Below are 18,713 nucleotides of genomic sequence, written 5' to 3'. Positions count from 1 at the left end.
TCACAGTTTATGAGGAAATTTGATGTACCATAATCAACTATTGTGACTCGCATCACATAACACTTACGTTACAAGTCACACTGTTAACGCAATCGTTTGGCTTTGGCAGCAAAATCACACATTTATTTGAAATAATTCAGTACATGTTAAGGTTGTTGCTTGTGCTATTTGTGCATAAGTGTCCCCTCGAATATCAGCTAATACGGTAACGATATCGACTAAACGCTCGGGGCGATTTGGCTGACCTTGATACCCAAATAACGGCATATCAGGTGCATCAGTTTCTAATAACAACGTTGATAACGGCAATTTCGCTATAGTAGCGCGTGTTTTTTGAGCGCGGCTATAAGTAATTGTGCCACCAATTCCAATTTTGATACCAAGATCAATAAGCTGCGTTGCCTGTTGGTAACTACCACTAAATCCATGATAAACACCTCCCATTTTAGGCGGATGCTGACGCAGTAATTTTAGTAATTCAGGAAAGGCTTTACGGCAATGTAGGATCACGGGCAAATCATACTTATTAGCTAATTGAAGTTGCGCTTGTAGCCATTGCAACTGTTGGTCTCGATTAACATCAACTACGGCAAAATCTAACCCACACTCTCCTACCGCTACACACCGATCATCATTATTAGCTTTAGTAAGCTGACGTGTTAATTCATCCACAACATCAATAGAATGTTGGCGGCTAAAAAAAGGATGAATACCTAACCCATAATATAAACCTGAAAATTGCCGACATAATTCGATAACAGGTTGCCAATTACTGCCACCAACGGTTGGAATAATAATCGCTTTCACGCCTGCTTGCTGCGCTTGTATCCATGCTTGTGCGGGATTATTTGAGAAAGGAGCAAAGTCGAAATGACAGTGGCTATCTATTATTACTGAATCACTGGTTACTATAGACATACTATGAGTCTCTATTAAGGCAGATATTATTACTAATATTACGAAAATTAGCATTCAAATACGGCATTATTTACCTTTGTGAGTAATTCTCGCTGCGGCTAGATTGAGTCTAAGGGTAAAATCAGCGACAATAGCAAACAATGCACTTCATTCAAAAAGAACATGCTAATGTCGCAAACACAGTTTCAGAGCGAAGTATCTAAACGTCGTACTTTCGCTATTATCTCCCACCCCGATGCGGGTAAAACCACCATTACTGAAAAAGTATTGTTGTTCGGAAACGCGATCCAAAAAGCTGGTACAGTAAAAGGTCGTGGTTCTAACCAGCATGCAAAATCTGACTGGATGGAGATGGAAAAAGAACGTGGTATCTCAGTAACCACATCAGTTATGCAGTTTCCTTACCATTCTTGTTTGGTTAACTTACTGGATACTCCAGGACACGAAGACTTCTCAGAAGATACTTACCGTACATTAACCGCCGTTGACTCTTGTCTAATGGTTATCGATGCCGCAAAAGGTGTTGAAGATCGTACTCGTAAGTTAATGGAAGTTACCCGTCTACGTGACACACCTATTATTACCTTCATGAATAAATTGGACCGTGAAACACGTGATCCAATGGAATTACTTGATGAAGTTGAAGTTGAACTAGGTATGGCATGTGCGCCAATTTCATGGCCTATCGGTTGTGGTAAAGAATTTAAAGGTGTTTTCCATATTCACCGCAATGAAACAATTCTTTACAGCACAGGTCAAGGTCACACCATTCAAGAACAACGTATCATTAAAGGCTTAGATAACCCTGAGCTTGATATTGCAATTGGTAGCGATCTTGCGGCGATCTTGCGTGAAGAACTAGAGTTAGTGATCGGCGCATCTAATGAGTTTGATCGTGAACTCTTTTTAGCGGGCGAACTAACACCAGTATTCTTTGGTACTGCACTAGGTAACTTTGGTGTTGACCATATGCTTGACGGCTTAACAGAATGGGCTCCAGAGCCATTACCTCGCCAAGCCAATACCCGTGAAGTAGAAGCAACTGAAGAGAAATTCTCAGGCTTCGTGTTTAAAATCCAAGCTAACATGGATCCTAAACACCGTGACCGTATTGCCTTTATGCGTATTGTATCTGGTACTTACGACCAAGGCATGAAGATGAACCATGTTCGTACAGGCAAGAGCGTCAGTATTTCTGATGCCGTTACCTTTATGGCGGGTGACCGTTCACGTACTGAAGTGGCTTATGCGGGTGACATTATTGGTTTGCATAACCACGGTACAATTCAGATTGGTGATACCTTTACTCAAGGTGAAGACATCAAGTTTGCGGGCATTCCGAACTTTGCCCCTGAACTCTTCCGTCGTATTCGTCTAAAAGATCCACTTAAGCAAAAACAATTACTAAAAGGCTTAGTGCAACTTTCAGAAGAAGGTGCGGTACAGGTATTCCGTCCACTACAAAACAACGATCTGATCGTTGGTGCAGTTGGTGTACTTCAGTTTGATGTAGTTGTGGCTCGCCTTCGAGCAGAATACAACGTTGAAGCAATTTATGAAGGCGTTAACGTGGCAACTGCACGTTGGGTTGAATGTAATGATGCGAAGAAACTTGAAGAATTCAAGCGTAAGAACCAAGCACACTTAGCCTTAGACGGCGGTAATAACTTGTCTTACATCGCACCAACAATGGTTAACCTAAACCTTGCTAAAGAGCGTTTCCCTGAAGGTGATTTCCGCGCGACACGTGAACACTAATCAACGTTCTGGTTATGATGTCTCGTTCTAAAACAAGTTAAATACAAAAAAGCCGCCATCATATGATGTGCGGCTTTTTTATTAATATTAATTTAGTAACCAACAGTATTAACCAAAAGGCATAAACATATAAGCCATGATTAATGCATCTTCACGGCCATTAACTGCTGGGTAATAACCGACACGTCGATTGGTTTCATTAAACCCAGTCGCTTCATACAATTTATAAGCACCAAGATTACTTTCACGTACTTCAAGCCAAATTTCTTCTGCTTGTTTCGCATCTAACGCATCAATAAAACCATTGAGTAATAACTTACCGTAGCCCTTACGTTGCTGAGTAGGATCAATCGCAATATTAAGCAAAGTACCTTCACCTGCGACTAATTGCCCAAAGCAATAACCCACAACCTGCTCATTTACCACTAATACATAGTTAGCAGCAATACGATTTGGCTCTTTACGGATCATTGATTCTGCCCACGGAAAGGTATTCGCGGCTTGTTCTATACGCCAAACATCATCGGTATGGTGCGCTTCTAATGGAATAATTTTATGAGTCATAACTACAAATCTGTTGCCATAATGCTTTCTTAGATGAAGGATCATTATGCATAAGTTTTAATGAGGCCGAATTCAGAACCTGACAACCAGTAGGGTGTGCCCCTTGGCAACCGGCAAACCAACACCACATTAAATGATGTTCTGCGATTTGATCAAGTGCCGATAACGGCAAGGATAACGCTTGTTGTGGCGTCAATTTCATACTTGACAAAATCCGCCCAAATAACCAAGCATCATGCTCATTTAATTCCTCAGCTGTAACAAAAAGCAGCTTACACTCAGCGGGCAGATTAATGACAGGTAATACTTGGTTAGGAAAAAGCTCTGGCTTTCGCACTTGCCAATAGGTGATCCCCATTTCCTGTAACACCTGAATATCGCGTTGCTTCATACCCTACCTGCTATGGAATATAAATGGAGGCTGATCCTAGCAAATCCACACTGCTTTGTACTCATAAACTATTGTCTTCTGTCTCTAACTGCTTAAAAACAACAATGCCGACATTTAGTCGGCATTGATTATTATTATTCAGTCATCATTAACATGAAAAATTAGTCATGGTAACGTTGTGCTAATGCATCAGCAGCAACCATTGCTTGGTAAACACGATCAGCATTTACTTTAACGGTCATATTACACATAGTGTCACCTTCAGCACAGGCAATTTCAGCCACTTGACGCCAATCAGCTTCCACCATTTCTTCGATACCAAAATCAGCAAGTGTTAATGGTAAGCCCGCAGTTTTCATAACATAAATTACGTTTTCAATTTCTTCTGCGTCAGCTTTTTCAAGTACTAATTGAGTTAGCAAACCAAACGCCACTTTTTCGCCATGTTGAATATGGTGTAATTGTGGTAGTGAAGACATACCGTTGCTAACTGCGTGTGCTGCGGCTAAACCGCCTGACTCAGCACCGATACCACTTAGGTAAATCGTTGCTTCAACCATTTCTTCTAATGCTGGCGTAACTACATGGCGACGTGCTGCATCCATTGCCATTTCAACGTTTTCAACAATCAGTTCATAACACATTAATGCCATACCAAGACCGGTACGTGATACGCGTTTTTGAACAAGATTTAGACCATCAGCATAACAACATGAACGCGCTTCAAAGAAAGTCGCTAGCGCATCACCAATACCTGCTGCAAAGAACTTCGTTGGTGCTGCGGCAATAATACCGGTATCAGCAATAACAGCATCTGGGTTTTGAGGTAAGAACAAGTAACGGTCAAACTCACCATCATCTTTATATATCACAGACAATGCAGTACAAGGCGCATCAGTTGACGCAATAGTTGGGAAAATAATCACCGGAATATGAGCAAAATGCGCAACCGCTTTTGCAACATCCATGGTTTTACCACCACCGATACCCACAACCACATTTGCACCGTGATGTTTTACGATCTCATGGATACGACCAATTTCAGTATCAGTACATTCATATTGAAATTGTTCTGCATGAGCAGTAATGCCTGCTTTTTCTAAGGCTGGTAACGCTTCTGCTTTAACTTTATTTAGAATAAATTCATCACAAATCAATAAAGCATTATTACCAAAATCTTTAATAAACCCATCAAGTTGAGGCAATAGGTTTTGGCCAATAATGAATTTTTTTGGTGAGGTAATACTACGTGGGATCATGAATACTATTCCTTAATGATTTTCTCTTAGCAATAAAATACCACCACCAAATATTAAGCTAAATGACAAATAAAGAGTTCTTAATTCTCAATATTAATCTTATTGCACAAATATGAATGACTTATGAATAAATACTAAAAAACCATAACTCTCTTAAACGTTTTGTCGTTAAACTATTTCGTAAAACTCTTTCGTAAAAGATAAGGTCATGGCTTTTTATTTGCTTAGTTACAACTGTTAAGCACATTATTCATTTATGCTAACGCATTAAACTCTTCGCAATATTCAACTAATCCTTGATGTTGTTGCACACTACCCGGTGCAATTTCTAACACCATAAAGGCTTCTTCTGTGCCAGGCCAACAACAAGTTAAACCATACTGTAAAGCCGCTTGATAACCCGCACGGTGGTAATAATTTGGATCGCCTAATACCACAACTACCGGATAATCAAAATCAGCTAACGTCGCTTGAGCCTCTGCTAATAAAGCTAAACCAACCCCTTGATTACGGTGATCTTCGCGAATAGATAACGGCGCAAGTCCTTGCCAATTGGTTTCTTGTCCCGCTATCGTTACTGGACTAAAAAAAGCATGTCCAATCACTTCACCATCATCGGTACAAGCAACTAATGATAAAGTTCGACAGCCATTTTCACGTAAACGCATCACTAAATTAGCTTCAGCGTCGGTGTCAAAAACTGATTTTAATAATCGATCAATCAATAAAATATCAGCAGGCGCTTCAGATCTAATGAGCATGTATAACCTCTTTTTCAATCACGTTAGTCTGCATTCCCTGATGAATAAAATCAGCTGACTGCTGTAACAAAAATTTTACGGGTGAAGGTAGAGAATCAAGATCAATACTGTCCATTAGATTCTTTACTTCCAATCCCAGTTCAGTGTCCCCTTCAATACGAAGACGACGTTGGAAAAACAGTGTATCAGGATCTTCTTTACGTGCTGCAATTAATACTAAATCATTACACTCGCCACTAAAGCTCACATCATGATGTTCACAGTGCTCAGCAACGACTAATTTTTGATCTTGATAACTAATAAACCATTGAAGATCTAAATCACGCACTTCAACTTTTAACCACCGATCTTCAAGAAATTCAAAATCACCATCGGCCAATGCTTCTTTGAAAACCATGGCAAGACTCTCTAACATGATCTTTTTCTGAAGAGAGAAAGGTGTCAATTTCGCAGGGACACGTAATAATGCAGGACCATGTTGAACCAATTGTTTTCTAAGTTGAGCAATCACTATTTGTTTTCCTGTTTCAAAGTCGAACGCTAAAAATGAATTTTATGGCAATCTTAGCCATTTGTTTTATGCCTTGAGTCAAAAAAAAGCAATTGCTTGATTAAAACAAGTCATTATTTTGTTAGTGAGTATTATATTTATGTCGACTAACATTTACACTAGTTATGAATGCGCTATGCCTTATTATTAACATTAAAATCATATTACCAAGGATCAAACAGTTATGCAGATAGAGCAACTTGACTATTGGTTTCCGCTACTGACGAATAATAGTCCTTTTCTGTTTGCAATTATTGATGACCGACACTGCTATTATAATGTTAATACTCGTTATAGTGATATCAGTGGTAAACCACAACATGAGCTTATTGGTAGTAATGATACCGATGTTCTTGGCCACTACTATTACCAATGTCTAAAACCGTATTATGAGCGTGCTTTTAATGGTGAAGTAATTGAAGCTGAAGTCACCATTAATGACACTCCGCATCATACCAGTTTGCATATTAGTCTAGCGCCATTAACAAATGCTCAAGGTGAAATTAAACATATTATTTCACATTCAATTGATACTTCAGAACGTCATATACTGATTAATTCATTACAAGAATCTGAGCACCAATTAAACCAACTTCAAAATCTCATCACTGATGGCATTTGCATTGTAGAAAATAATATTATCAACAATGCTAATCAACGTGCTGTTGCGTTATTAGGCATCACATCAAAACACATATTACTCGGTAAAAAGTTTGATGAGCTATTGCTAGATAGTAACAACCAACCTTGTCACTGTAATGCATTAACCCAAGCCACCCATAGTGATAATCAACATTATTACGCCATCAATAATACCGACCACTTACCACTAATAATAACAACAACCCCAATCACTCTCTTGGGTGAGACTGCTTTATTCATAAAACTGACCCCCACAACGAACACCAATGATCAACACCATAAAATTGAACAATTAACCCAACGCGATCCATTAACGGGATTGTTTAACCGTCATGGTTTTAGTCGCCAACTTGATCAATTAATGAAAGCCAGTACCCCATTATTTATGTTGTATATCGATATTGATAACTTCAAAAATATTAATGATTCATTAGGCCATCATATTGGTGATAAAGTCTTACAAGAAATAGCCCAACGATTACAACAACTATTACCGAAAAATGCCATTATCGGTCATTTAAGCGGTGATGAATTTGCGGTTGTATTGACGCATCCAGAACATGAAAATAGTGGTGATATGATAGCTGAACAGATCATTACTTTAATTAACAAGCCATTTGATCTCCATTATTTTAGTAAACACCTCACCTGCTCAATCGGCATGGTCAAATCACCCGGTAACGGTCACGATGCGCGAATAATGATCCAAAATGCCGACACCGCAATGTATGAGGCCAAAAATCGCGGTCGTAATCGCTTAGTCGTCTTCAGTGATGCCATGAGCAAAGAAGCAAGAATGCGATTATGGCTTGAAATGGAACTACAAAAAGCATTGCAAAATAACAGCTTAGAAGTGTGGTACCAACCTAAAGTTAATGCTAAAAACTTTGAAATTGACGGGGCTGAAGCGTTAGTACGCTGGAAACATCCCGTTGAGGGCTATATTAGTCCAGCACAATTTATTCCTATAGCGGAACGCTCAGGGTTAATCGAACAACTTGGCCAGGTTGTGATGCGAGAAGTATTCACAACCATTAAGCAACTAAAAAATAAGAAGTTATTAAAAGGACGCGTCGCTATTAACTTATCGTCACGACAATTTGAAAACCCAAACCTCATCAATTTTGTTGACAACCTACGTCAATCTACGGGTATTAATACCAATGATTTTACCTTTGAGCTAACTGAAAGTACGGTGATGAATGATGGTGAACATACTATTCAAATGCTCAATGCCATTAAAAATCTAGGATTTGCATTATCTATTGATGACTTTGGTACTGGCTATTCATCACTGTCTTATTTAGCCCGTTTTCCGCTTGATGAACTTAAAATTGATCGCGCCTTTATTAAAGACATAGACACTATCCCTAAACAAATTATCTTAATCGAAAATATCATTAATCTCGGAAAATCACTTAATATGAGTGTCGTCGCTGAAGGTATTGAAACCCATCAGCAAGCCACCTTACTCTCAAACCTCAATTGTGATTATATTCAAGGATTTCATTTTCATCGCCCAATGCCAAAACAAGAATTAGAAGCTTTATTATTAAAAGAAAAAATTTATCTTAACGATTGATGTGAATCTAAAAACACGATCATTTAGTAACAATTTTATTGTTTAATATCAACAAAACCTGCCTCGCATCAAGATCCATAACCATAAACACTTTTACTATGATGACATCGTTTTTATGCAAAGATTGGATAATAAAATAACATGGAGCTTCTTTGCCCTGCTGGTAATCTTCCAGCATTAAAAACCGCCATCGATAATGGTGCGGATGCTGTATATATCGGTTTTAAAGATGATACTAACGCCCGCCACTTTGCTGGTTTAAACTTCACCGAGCGCAAACTAGAAAAAGCGGTACAGTATGTTAAAGATCATGATCGTAAATTACATGTCGCTTTAAATACCTTTGCTCATCCTGATGGTTTTAGCCGTTGGACAAAAGCGGTTGATAAGGCTGCTGCAATGGGTGTTGATGCGCTGATTGTAGCTGACATTGGTATACTTGAATATGCAGCAACGACTTACCCTGATTTAGAATTGCACCTCTCTGTTCAAGCTTCCGCAACCAATACCGCTGCAATTGATTATTATCAGCAAAATTTTAATATTAAACGTGTGGTATTGCCGCGCGTATTGTCTATGCATCAAGTTAAGCAATTAGCACGTAACACCAATATGCAGTTAGAAGTATTTGCGTTTGGTAGCTTATGTATTATGTCGGAAGGTCGCTGCTATTTATCCTCATATATGACAGGCGAATCACCAAATACTGTCGGCGCTTGTTCACCTGCAAAATATGTTCGCTGGCAAGAAACACCACAAGGGCTAGAGTCGCGTCTAAATGAAATATTAATTGATCGCTACGCTGAAGGTGAAAACGCAGGCTATCCGACACTCTGTAAAGGTCGATTTGATATTAATATTGACGGTGAACAGAAGCGTTATCATGCGCTTGAAGAACCCACCAGTCTTAATACACTTGATATTTTGCCTGAGTTATTTAAAGCAAATATTGCATCAGTTAAGATCGAAGGCCGTCAACGTAGCCCTGCGTATGTTGAACAAGTAACCCGTACTTGGCGCGCCGCGATTGACCACTATTTAGCGAATCCTGATGGCTACAGTGTTAATCCTGCGTGGAATTCATGTTTGGGTAATCTGTCTGAAGGCAAACAAACAACATTAGGTGCATACCACCGTAAATGGCAATAAGGGATCATTAATGAAATATTCACTTGGGCCATTACTCTATTTTTGGCCTCAGCATGATGTTGAAACCTTCTATCAACAAGCAAAGCATAGCAACGTTGATATTATTTATTTAGGGGAAACGGTGTGTTCCAAACGTCGAGCACTTAAAACAACTCAATGGATTGATATCGCAAAAGAACTTGCTGCTAATGGTAAACAAGTCGTGCTATCAACCATGGCGTTGCTAGAAGCCCCTAGCGAAGTTAACATCATGAAAAAATATATCGATAATGGCGACTTTATTGTTGAAGCTAACGATGTATCAGCTATTCAACTAGCATCACAAAGTAAAGTACCGTTTGTAGTAGGCCCCGCAGTTAACTGCTATAACGCGCAGACTTTAAAACTGTTTGTTAAACAAGGCATGACTCGTTGGTGTATGCCTGTAGAACTGTCTCGTGATTGGTTAAGTAACACTTTAACTGAATGTGCAAAATTGGGGATCCGTGATCAATTTGAAACTGAAGTTTTTAGCTATGGTTACCTACCATTAGCCTACTCAGCCCGTTGTTTTACTGCTCGCGCTGAAAATAAAGCCAAAGATGATTGCGAGACATGTTGTATTAAGTACCCTCAAGGGATCACGGTTAACAGTCAAGAAGATCAAAAAATCTTCACTCTTAATGGTATTCAAACCCAATCAGGTTACTGCTATAACTTAATCAATGATTTAAAAGGCATGAAAGACATGGTTGATGTGGTGCGATTAAGCCCTATGGGACTTGATACTTTGACCTTAATTGATGATTTTCGTGCTAATGAGCAAAGCACTATTCGCCATCCTCTTATTAATGGTCATCAATGTAATGGCTATTGGCATAATCTTGCGGGATTGGATCTTCGTTAGAGGGCCAAAAGAAATAAAAAAATAGCCGCTAATTATAGTGGCTATTTTTATATAAAATCATTGTGATTATTCGCTTAGCGAAGATAATTCTGGCGCTGCATTTTGTTCTGCCATAAAAATACGACTCAATTCAAGTAGCGACAATCTATGTTCAATAAACTCATACACATTTCCGGATAAAGCGAGTTTATATAGCATCACTGCTGTTGAATAATCTTGCTGCTGTTGATATCGCTGCGCTAAATAAAAATAGCCTTCCGTTAGTCGTAATGCTAACTGTTCATTGTTATCACTACTTTCTGCAATATCCGTGACAAATTGCTCTTCACTAATATCACCAAGGTACATTCGTACAATTTGCCAACCCCAATCTTGTTTATCACTCATCACATAACGCTGTTGAAGCAACGATTGTGCTTGCTGTGGCACAAATTTCAAATCATTAATATATAACCAAATCACGCGATAAGGATCATTAATATCCTGCTGATAATGGGGTAATAAATCATCATTAGCTAAATCATAACGCTCGCCATAATACAGCGCAATACCACGATTACGGTGGGCATAAGGATGATCAGGGGCTAAATCTAACGTGGAATCAAAGGATTCATAAGCAGAATCAAACATCCCCATTTGAGTAAAAATAACGCCTGCAACATTAAATAAATCAGGTTGATTAGGATTTAAGGTTAACGACTTATTAAAATCAAGTCGGGCGAAATCACGCAAACCTAAACTGTCATGCAGTAAACCACGATCATAATAAATGGTTGCTAAGGTTATTTGAGGAATATTGGGTTGTTGTAATATTTGCTCAATTCTTGCCAACTGAATCTGCTGTTGCAAACTAGGTTGATAAGGGATCGCCATTGGCGGATGGGTCCATGTCGTTGGCGTTGCTGAACATCCACTCAGCACCAGTGCAGTAGCTATTACAGCATATCGAAGATGGCGTATTATCAACTCAGTTCTCCCTGTTACATTAATGACGATCCGGCGTCTATGATAATATTGAGATCAAAAAAAGGGGCTTAATAGCCCCTTTATATCATGATATTAGCAAAACGCTTAGCCTTGTGGCTGTTCGTCTTGTACAGGAGCTGCGGCTGGCGCTTCTACTGCTTCTTTCATGCTTAGACGGATACGGCCTTGACGGTCAATTTCAAGTACTTTAACTTGAACTTCTTGACCCATCTGTAGGTAATCAGACACTTTCTCTACACGATCTTGTGAGATTTGAGAAATGTGAACTAGACCTTCTTTGGTACCGATAACTGATACAAACGCACCGAAATCAACGATACGCATTACTTTACCAGTATAAACACGGCCAACTTCAACGTCAGCAGTGATTTCTTCGATACGACGGATTGCTTCTTGTGCAGCAGTTCCTTCTGTCGCAGCGATTTTGATTGTACCGTCGTCTTCGATTTCAATAGTTGTACCAGTTTCTTCAGTAAGTGCACGGATAACTGCACCACCTTTACCGATAACATCTTTAATCTTCTCAGGATTGATCTTCATCATGTGAATACGAGGAGCAAACTGAGAGATATCTTCACGAGGAGAGTTAATTGCGTTATCCATTACGCTAAGGATGTGCTTACGCGCGCCTTTAGCTTGGTTAAGTGCAATTTCCATGATCTCTTTAGTGATACCTTCAATCTTGATATCCATCTGAAGCGCTGTGATACCGTCGTTAGTACCCGCTACTTTAAAGTCCATGTCACCTAGGTGATCTTCGTCACCAAGAATGTCAGAAAGAACAACGAAATCATCGCCTTCTTTCACAAGACCCATTGCGATACCCGCAACAGACGCTTTGATTGGCACACCAGCATCCATAAGAGCAAGTGAAGTACCACATACAGAAGCCATTGAAGATGAACCGTTAGATTCAGTGATTTCTGATACTACACGTACTGTGTATGGGAATTCGTCAACAGATGGCATTACAGCAGCAATACCACGCTTAGCCAACTTACCGTGACCAATTTCACGACGCTTAGGCGAACCAACGAAACCAGTTTCACCTACACAGTATGGAGGGAAGTTGTAGTGAAGAAGGAAATGATCTTTCTTCTCACCCATGATGCTATCAATGATTTGTGCATCACGTTGTGTACCAAGCGTTGCAGTAACAAGTGCTTGTGTTTCACCACGAGTAAATAGTGCAGAACCGTGAGTACGTGGAAGTACACCAGTACGTACGTCTAGCGCACGAATCATGTCTTTTTCACGACCATCAATACGAGGAAGACCCGCAATGATACGGCCACGAACAACTGTCTTCTCTAGATCGTGGAAGATAGTGTGGATTTCTTTAGTGCTTAGTGCAGAATCTTCAGCAAGTAGCACGTCATTTAGCTCAGCAGCGATCTCATGGATGCGATCGTAACGAGCCATTTTTTCAGTGATTTGGTAAGCTTCAACAAGCTTAGCTTCAGCTAATTCAGCGATCTTAGTTTTAAGTGCTGTGTTCTCAACAGGCGCAGCCCAATCCCAAACAGGAGTTGCAACTTCAGCAGCAAACTCATTGATTGCATTGATAACAACTTGTTGTTGATCGTGACCAAATACAACTGCTTGTAGCATTTGCTCTTCAGATAGGCGATCAGCTTCTGATTCAACCATTAGCACTGCGTCTTTAGTACCAGCAACAACAAGATCTAGACGGCTATCTTCTAGTTCAACATTACTTGGGTTAAGAACGAATTGATCGTTGATGTAACCAACACGTGCTGCACCGATAGGACCATTGAATGGCATACCAGAAATAGCAAGTGCTGCAGAAGTACCGATCATTGTAACCATATCAGGGTTAACTGCAGGGTTTACAGAAACCACTGTTGCAATAACTTGTACTTCGTTTTTAAAATCATTAGGGAATAGCGGACGGATTGGACGGTCAATTAGACGTGCAGTCAGTGTTTCGCCTTCAGAAGGACGGCCTTCACGCTTGAAGAAACCACCAGGGATTTTACCTGCAGCGTAAGTACGCTCTTGGTAGTTTACTGTTAGCGGGAAGAAGTCTTGGCCTTCTACTGCTGTTTTCTTACCAACAACAGAAACGAACACAGAAGTGTCGTCCATGCTAACCATTACTGCAGCAGTCGCTTGACGTGCCATAACGCCAGTCTCAAGAGTAACCGTGTGGTTACCGTACTGGAAAGTTTTTACGATAGGATTCACGTGAATTTCCTTAAATATATTCCGCTTTTTATTTACTGGTTGATTATAACCAAGACAAACATAAGCGTCATGTAATGATGTCCACTTTTTGTAGTGATTTCACGTATCGCGACTAATGAAAGTTCTCAGCCATGAAAAAACTATCATTAGCCGCGACCTGAAGGTCGACGAAAACGACTCGCGAAGTCATAACAAGTGGATATGTGCAGTTATTTACTCGACACCTATCATATCTCTGCGTAAGCATTCATACAACAAACTTGAGCTTAACTCCGGTACAGATAGTAGACGAAATTGCGAAAGATAACAGGGGGACGAATCAATAATAGCGGTATCAATAATAAAGAGCAGATAAAAAGAAAGGAGCCTAGGGCTCCTTTCTTAAAGCAATCTTAGCGACGTAGGCCTTGACGCTTGATTAGGTCTTGGTAACGATCTAGATTTTTACCTTTAAGGTAATCTAGAAGCTTACGACGACGAGAAACCATGCGTAGTAGACCGCGACGGCTGTGGTGGTCATGCTTGTGGTTAGCAAAGTGACCTTGAAGGTGGTTGATTTGCGCTGTTAAAAGTGCAACCTGAACTTCAGGAGAACCAGTATCATTTTCACATTGTGCGTAATCTGCAACGATTGCTGCTTTAGTTTCTGCATTCAGAGACATAACTTATTCCTAATACAAGATGTTATAATTTGTGCCGCCAATCTCTGATTCAGCCGACACCCAAGCCGCGGATTATACTGATCAGAGGTACTAACTACAAGCGAATAATTAACCAGTTTTATTTTTAATCTCAAGCAACTCATGTGTAATAATCAAACTGATTTGTCACTCAGAATTACTTATGATTCCTTGGCGTCATTATTGCTCTTGTTCGTTAGCCATTACGCGTTTTGGTGCCAACATGCCTTTTGCATCAATGGTACCAACACCAATAAATTCCGCTGCTTCACCCACTGTAATGCGCACTAATGTGCCCTCAGCAGGAACAACTTCAGCACAGACAGGATTACCATGTAAGACATGAACTGCAGCTTCAGCTGTAACATTCACTTCAGGTAAATCTTGCACAGCAGTATCAGTTGGCAATAACAACGCATCTAATACTGTTCCAGGCTCAATTTCATCCACTTTCGCTTGATCAAGCATGGCTTGTAACTGCTCAATCGTTACCATACGATCGTAAGGGAAATTAGAGACACCAATACGACGTAAATAAATCACATGAGCGCCACAACCTAGCATTTCACCTAAATCATCAACAATAGTACGAATATATGTGCCTTTTGACACATGTAATTCCATTTCAACTTCGTTGTTATCAAAGCGCAGTAACTCAACCGAATACACTGTAATTTTACGCGATTCACGAGGAATAGAAATTCCTTCACGAGCGTATTCATACAGTTTACGGCCTTGGTACTTTAATGCTGAGTACATGGATGGAATTTGATCTGTCGTACCACGAAAGCGATCAATACATGCTTCAAGTTGATCACGTTCAACATTCACAGCGCGGGTTTCAACCACTTCACCATCAGAATCAGACGTATCTGTACGCTCGCCTAATTTAGCAACCACACGGTAACGCTTATCTGAATCTAACAAAAATTGTGAAAACTTTGTCGCTTCACCAAAACAAAGCGGTAACATGCCCGTCGCTAAAGGATCAAGCGCACCTGTATGGCCCGCTTTTTGTGCAAAAAAGATACGTTTCACTTTTTGCAGGGTATCGTTAGAACTAATGCCTGTTGGTTTATCAACCAAGATCACACCGTTAATTGGACGACCTTTACGACGACGTGCCATGTTTACTCCTCGCCTTTTTCTACTTCTTCTTCATCACCACGACGATCTTCATCGTCACGTACCGCTTTAGATACTAGGTTTGAAATACGCATACCTTCAGTCAGTGACTGATCAAAGATAAAGTTCAATTCAGGCGTTACACGTAGGCGAATTTCTTTACCTAGTAGTGAACGGATGTAAGGTGCCATTTCACGTAATGCGTCTAAACTACCTTCAGCCGTTTGTTCACCAATCGGGAAAAACGTTACATAAATTTTGGCGTAGTTCATGTCACGCGACACATCAACACTTGAAATAGTTGTCATTGCGATCGCAGGGTCTTTGATTTCACGCTGTAAAATCACTGCCAATTCTTTTTGTAGCTGTTGAGCTACACGTTGGGTACGGCTAAATTCTTTTGCCATTATTTTGCTCTCTCTAAGAATAATGCTCTTGAAAGAATGGGGAGCCGAAGCTCCCCATTATCATTATCATGTTGAAAAACAACTATCTACACTGATTATTAGTCAAGTGTACGTTGGATTTCAATAATTTCGAATACTTCGATCTGGTCACCAACGCGAACGTCGTTGTAGTTCTTAACGCCGATACCACACTCATAACCATTCTTAACTTCAGGCACGTCATCTTTAAAGCGACGTAGTGACTCAAGCTCACCTTCGTAAATAACAATGTTTTCACGTAGAACACGAATAGGATTATTACGCTTGATAGTACCTTCAGTAACCATACAACCAGCGATTGCGCCAATCTTAGGAGACTTAAATACTTCACGAACTTCAGCAAGACCAATGATTTCTTGTCTAAACTCAGGAGACAACATACCGCCCATCGCTGCTTTAACTTCGTCGATTAGTTGGTAGATGATTGAGTAATAACGTAAATCTAGGCTTTCATTGTCGATTGTTTGACGCGCAGAGGTGTCAGCACGAACGTTGAAGCCAAGTAGAATAGCGTTAGATGCTGCAGCAAGTGTTGCATCAGTTTCAGTGATAGCACCAACACCTGAACCTACAATGTTCACTTTAACTTCATCAGTTGAAAGTTTACGTAGTGAGTCAGCAATTGCTTCAACAGAACCTTGAACGTCAGCTTTTAGAACGACATTCAGTTCAGCAACTTCGCCAGCTTCCATGTTCGCAAACATGTTTTCTAGCTTAGATTTTTGTTGACGTGCTAGTTTAATATCACGGAATTTACCTTGACGGTAAAGCGCAACTTCACGAGCTTTACGCTCATCACGTACTACTGTTGCTTCATCACCTGATGCAGGAACACCAGAAAGACCAAGGATCTCAACAGGAATAGAAGGACCTGCAGATTCAATTTCTTGACCTTGTTCGTTGCGCATTGCACGAATACGACCATGCATTAAACCACAAAGAACGATATCGCCTCTACGCAATGTACCTTCTTGAACAAGTACAGTTGCTACAGGACCACGACCTTTATCAAGACGTGATTCGATAACAACACCAGATGCCATACCTTCTTCAACTGCTGTAAGTTCAAGAATTTCTGACTGAAGTAAGATAGCTTCTAGTAGGCCATCGATGTTAGTACCCTGTTTCGCAGAGATGTGAACAAACATGTTCTCACCGCCCCACTCTTCAGGCATAACACCGTATTGAGCTAGCTCATTCTTCACGCCGTCTGGATTTGCATCTTCTTTATCGATCTTGTTTACCGCAACGATCAAAGGTACACCAGCCGCTTTCGCGTGCTGAATAGCTTCAATTGTTTGTGGCATTACGCCATCGTCTGCTGCAACTACAAGTACAACGATATCTGTCGCTTGAGCACCACGAGCACGCATAGCGGTAAACGCTGCGTGTCCAGGAGTATCAAGGAAAGTGATCATACCGTTGTCAGTTTCAACATGGTAAGCACCGATGTGCTGTGTAATACCACCAGCTTCGCCTGAAGCAACGTGTGCTTTACGAATGAAATCAAGTGTTGATGTTTTACCGTGGTCAACGTGACCCATGATAGTAACAACTGGTGCACGAGAAACTTGTAATAAGTCTGCCGCATTACGATCAGAAAGCACAGCTTCTTCAAGCTCATTTTCTTTACGTAGAATAACTTTGTGGCCCATTTCTTCAGCAACAAGTGATGCTGTTTCTTGGTCGATAACTTGGTTGATAGTCGCCATAGCGCCCATCTTCATCATTACCTTGATAACTTCAACGCCTTTAACAGACATTTTATTAGCCAGTTCAGAAACAATAATCGTTTCACCGATCACAACATCTTGCTTAGCAACTAGCGCTGTTTTATCAAAGCCATGTTGCATAGATATTGGTTTGTTCATTTGTGGCTTACCGCGACCACGTTGGTTACGACCGCCACGGCCGTCTTGCTTAGCCGCTGGTTTTTTCTTTTTACGACGGCGAGATGTTTCTTCTTTACGGTCTTGTTCATCTTCTGCAGCACGAGCATATGTAGATGTCGTTATATGGTAATCAGATTTTTCCATACTTACTGCTTGCTCAGGTTTTACCCCGGTTTTCTCGTTCTGTTCTGCCATTTTGCGAGCCTCTTCTAGCTGACGCTGACTTTCTTTTTCGGCTTTTCGCTTGGCTTCCTCTTCCAGACGATGCTGTAGTACTTCAGCATCTAACTTAGCCTGTTTGTCAGCGACGGTGCGCTTGGCTTTTTCTTCAGCCTTACGCTTATCCTGTTCGGTACGATTCGCTTGATCCTCAGCGGCACGCTTCAATTTCTGTTCTGCTTCACGCTTAGCAGTTTCATCTGCTTTACGTTGCTCTTCAGCTTGACGTGTGGCAGCTTCCTGTGCGCTACGCTTTGCTGCTTCTTCTGCGGCTTGGTGAGTAATTATATCAGCTTCACGTTGCGCATCAGCTTCTGCTTCGCGCTTAACAGCATCTTCTGCTGCACGTTGTTCATCCTCAAGTGCTGAACGTTTCACGTAGGTGCGCTTTTTGCGCACTTCTACTTGAACATTTTTGCTCTTACCACCGTTACCAGAGACACTTAATGTACTATGTGTCTTGCGCTGCAGAGTCAGACGAGTTGGAGCGCCGTCAGTGTTGCCGTCACTACCATGCTCTTTTTTGAGATGATTAAGTAACGCCTGTTTTTCGGTTTGGCTTACATTTCCATCAACGTTCTTAGCGATCCCAGCATCTGAAAGCTGTTGAATTAAACGGTCAATTGGCGTACCAATTTCTTCCGCCAATGTTTTGACTGTAACCTCTGACATAATGCTCCTCCCTTGCTTTATTTT

General features: G+C 40.6%; 16 protein-coding genes. 4 read left to right on the top strand and 12 right to left on the bottom strand.

The features are described from left to right. Nucleotides 1-114: 114 nt before the first annotated feature. Entirely contained in the window at nucleotides 115-918 is an 804-nt protein-coding gene (locus tag GLP24_RS09105; protein WP_232615893.1) for a TatD family hydrolase, read from the bottom strand. Between the two features lie 162 nt (nucleotides 919-1,080). Between GLP24_RS09105 and prfC the strand changes: the two genes are divergently transcribed. Continuing rightward, nucleotides 1,081-2,676, top strand: coding sequence for a peptide chain release factor 3 (prfC, locus tag GLP24_RS09100; protein ID WP_373322834.1), 1,596 nt, complete (start codon nucleotides 1,081-1,083; stop codon nucleotides 2,674-2,676). 108 nt (nucleotides 2,677-2,784) lie between these two features. On the opposite strand, the gene rimI is transcribed toward prfC, so the two are convergent. The 5 genes from rimI to ubiT form a co-directional block, all read right to left on the bottom strand. After that, nucleotides 2,785-3,240 carry a ribosomal protein S18-alanine N-acetyltransferase gene (gene rimI / locus GLP24_RS09095; RefSeq protein ID WP_101768234.1) on the bottom strand — a complete coding sequence of 152 codons (456 nt, stop codon included), beginning with the start codon at nucleotides 3,238-3,240 and terminating at the stop codon, nucleotides 2,785-2,787. Then, nucleotides 3,230-3,631, bottom strand: a complete 402-nt coding sequence (locus GLP24_RS09090) for a DNA polymerase III subunit psi (protein ID WP_101768235.1) — start codon at nucleotides 3,629-3,631, stop codon at nucleotides 3,230-3,232. The genes rimI and GLP24_RS09090 overlap by 11 nt, the downstream gene beginning before the upstream one ends. A gap of 161 nt (nucleotides 3,632-3,792) precedes the next feature. Beyond that, nucleotides 3,793-4,890: a glycerol dehydrogenase gene (locus tag GLP24_RS09085; RefSeq protein ID WP_101768236.1), complete on the bottom strand. Its 1,098-nt coding sequence runs from the start codon at nucleotides 4,888-4,890 to the stop codon at nucleotides 3,793-3,795. Between the two features lie 254 nt (nucleotides 4,891-5,144). Beyond that, nucleotides 5,145-5,651: a GNAT family N-acetyltransferase gene (locus GLP24_RS09080; RefSeq protein WP_101768237.1), complete on the bottom strand. Its 507-nt coding sequence runs from the start codon at nucleotides 5,649-5,651 to the stop codon at nucleotides 5,145-5,147. After that, nucleotides 5,641-6,162 (bottom strand): ubiquinone anaerobic biosynthesis accessory factor UbiT, encoded by a 522-nt coding sequence (gene ubiT / locus GLP24_RS09075; protein ID WP_101768238.1) that lies wholly within the window; start codon nucleotides 6,160-6,162, stop codon nucleotides 5,641-5,643. Before ubiT ends, GLP24_RS09080 begins: the two co-directional genes overlap by 11 nt. A 223-nt stretch (nucleotides 6,163-6,385) precedes the next feature. On the opposite strand from ubiT, the gene GLP24_RS09070 reads away from it, so the two are divergent. From GLP24_RS09070 to GLP24_RS09060, 3 genes are all read left to right on the top strand, one after another. Then, a complete protein-coding gene (locus tag GLP24_RS09070) occupies nucleotides 6,386-8,425 on the top strand; it encodes a sensor domain-containing protein (protein ID WP_232615892.1) in 2,040 nt (679 codons plus the stop codon). A 141-nt stretch (nucleotides 8,426-8,566) separates the two neighbouring features. Beyond that, complete coding sequence (gene ubiU, locus GLP24_RS09065) at nucleotides 8,567-9,574, top strand: ubiquinone anaerobic biosynthesis protein UbiU (RefSeq protein ID WP_101768240.1); 1,008 nt, start codon at nucleotides 8,567-8,569, stop codon at nucleotides 9,572-9,574. A gap of 10 nt (nucleotides 9,575-9,584) precedes the next feature. Continuing rightward, nucleotides 9,585-10,460, top strand: coding sequence for a U32 family peptidase (locus tag GLP24_RS09060; protein ID WP_232577305.1), 876 nt, complete (start codon nucleotides 9,585-9,587; stop codon nucleotides 10,458-10,460). Nucleotides 10,461-10,526: 66 nt separating this feature from the next. Here the strand turns inward: GLP24_RS09060 and nlpI are convergent, their stop codons facing one another. The 6 genes from nlpI to infB form a co-directional block, all read right to left on the bottom strand. Beyond that, the gene (gene nlpI, locus GLP24_RS09055; protein WP_101768326.1) at nucleotides 10,527-11,420 is read right to left on the bottom strand and encodes a lipoprotein NlpI; all 894 of its coding nucleotides are present in this window, start codon (nucleotides 11,418-11,420) and stop codon (nucleotides 10,527-10,529) included. 111 nt (nucleotides 11,421-11,531) lie between these two features. Further along, nucleotides 11,532-13,655, bottom strand: a complete 2,124-nt coding sequence (pnp, locus tag GLP24_RS09050; RefSeq protein ID WP_101768242.1) for a polyribonucleotide nucleotidyltransferase — start codon at nucleotides 13,653-13,655, stop codon at nucleotides 11,532-11,534. A gap of 392 nt (nucleotides 13,656-14,047) precedes the next feature. Next, nucleotides 14,048-14,317: a 30S ribosomal protein S15 gene (gene rpsO, locus GLP24_RS09045; RefSeq protein WP_045027573.1), complete on the bottom strand. Its 270-nt coding sequence runs from the start codon at nucleotides 14,315-14,317 to the stop codon at nucleotides 14,048-14,050. 198 nt (nucleotides 14,318-14,515) lie between these two features. Further along, on the bottom strand, nucleotides 14,516-15,463 hold the full coding sequence (gene truB / locus GLP24_RS09040) for a tRNA pseudouridine(55) synthase TruB (RefSeq protein ID WP_101768243.1): 948 nt from the start codon (nucleotides 15,461-15,463) through the stop codon (nucleotides 14,516-14,518). A gap of 2 nt (nucleotides 15,464-15,465) precedes the next feature. Then, nucleotides 15,466-15,867: a 30S ribosome-binding factor RbfA gene (gene rbfA, locus GLP24_RS09035; RefSeq protein WP_101768244.1), complete on the bottom strand. Its 402-nt coding sequence runs from the start codon at nucleotides 15,865-15,867 to the stop codon at nucleotides 15,466-15,468. A 98-nt stretch (nucleotides 15,868-15,965) separates the two neighbouring features. Further along, nucleotides 15,966-18,689 (bottom strand): translation initiation factor IF-2, encoded by a 2,724-nt coding sequence (gene infB / locus GLP24_RS09030; RefSeq protein WP_101768245.1) that lies wholly within the window; start codon nucleotides 18,687-18,689, stop codon nucleotides 15,966-15,968. Between the last annotated feature and the right edge of the window lie 24 nt (nucleotides 18,690-18,713).

Source organism: Photobacterium carnosum, from assembly GCF_021236965.1.
GTDB classification, from domain to species: Bacteria; Pseudomonadota; Gammaproteobacteria; order Enterobacterales; family Vibrionaceae; genus Photobacterium; species Photobacterium carnosum.
This window is presented reverse-complemented; position numbering and strand designations above follow the sequence as displayed.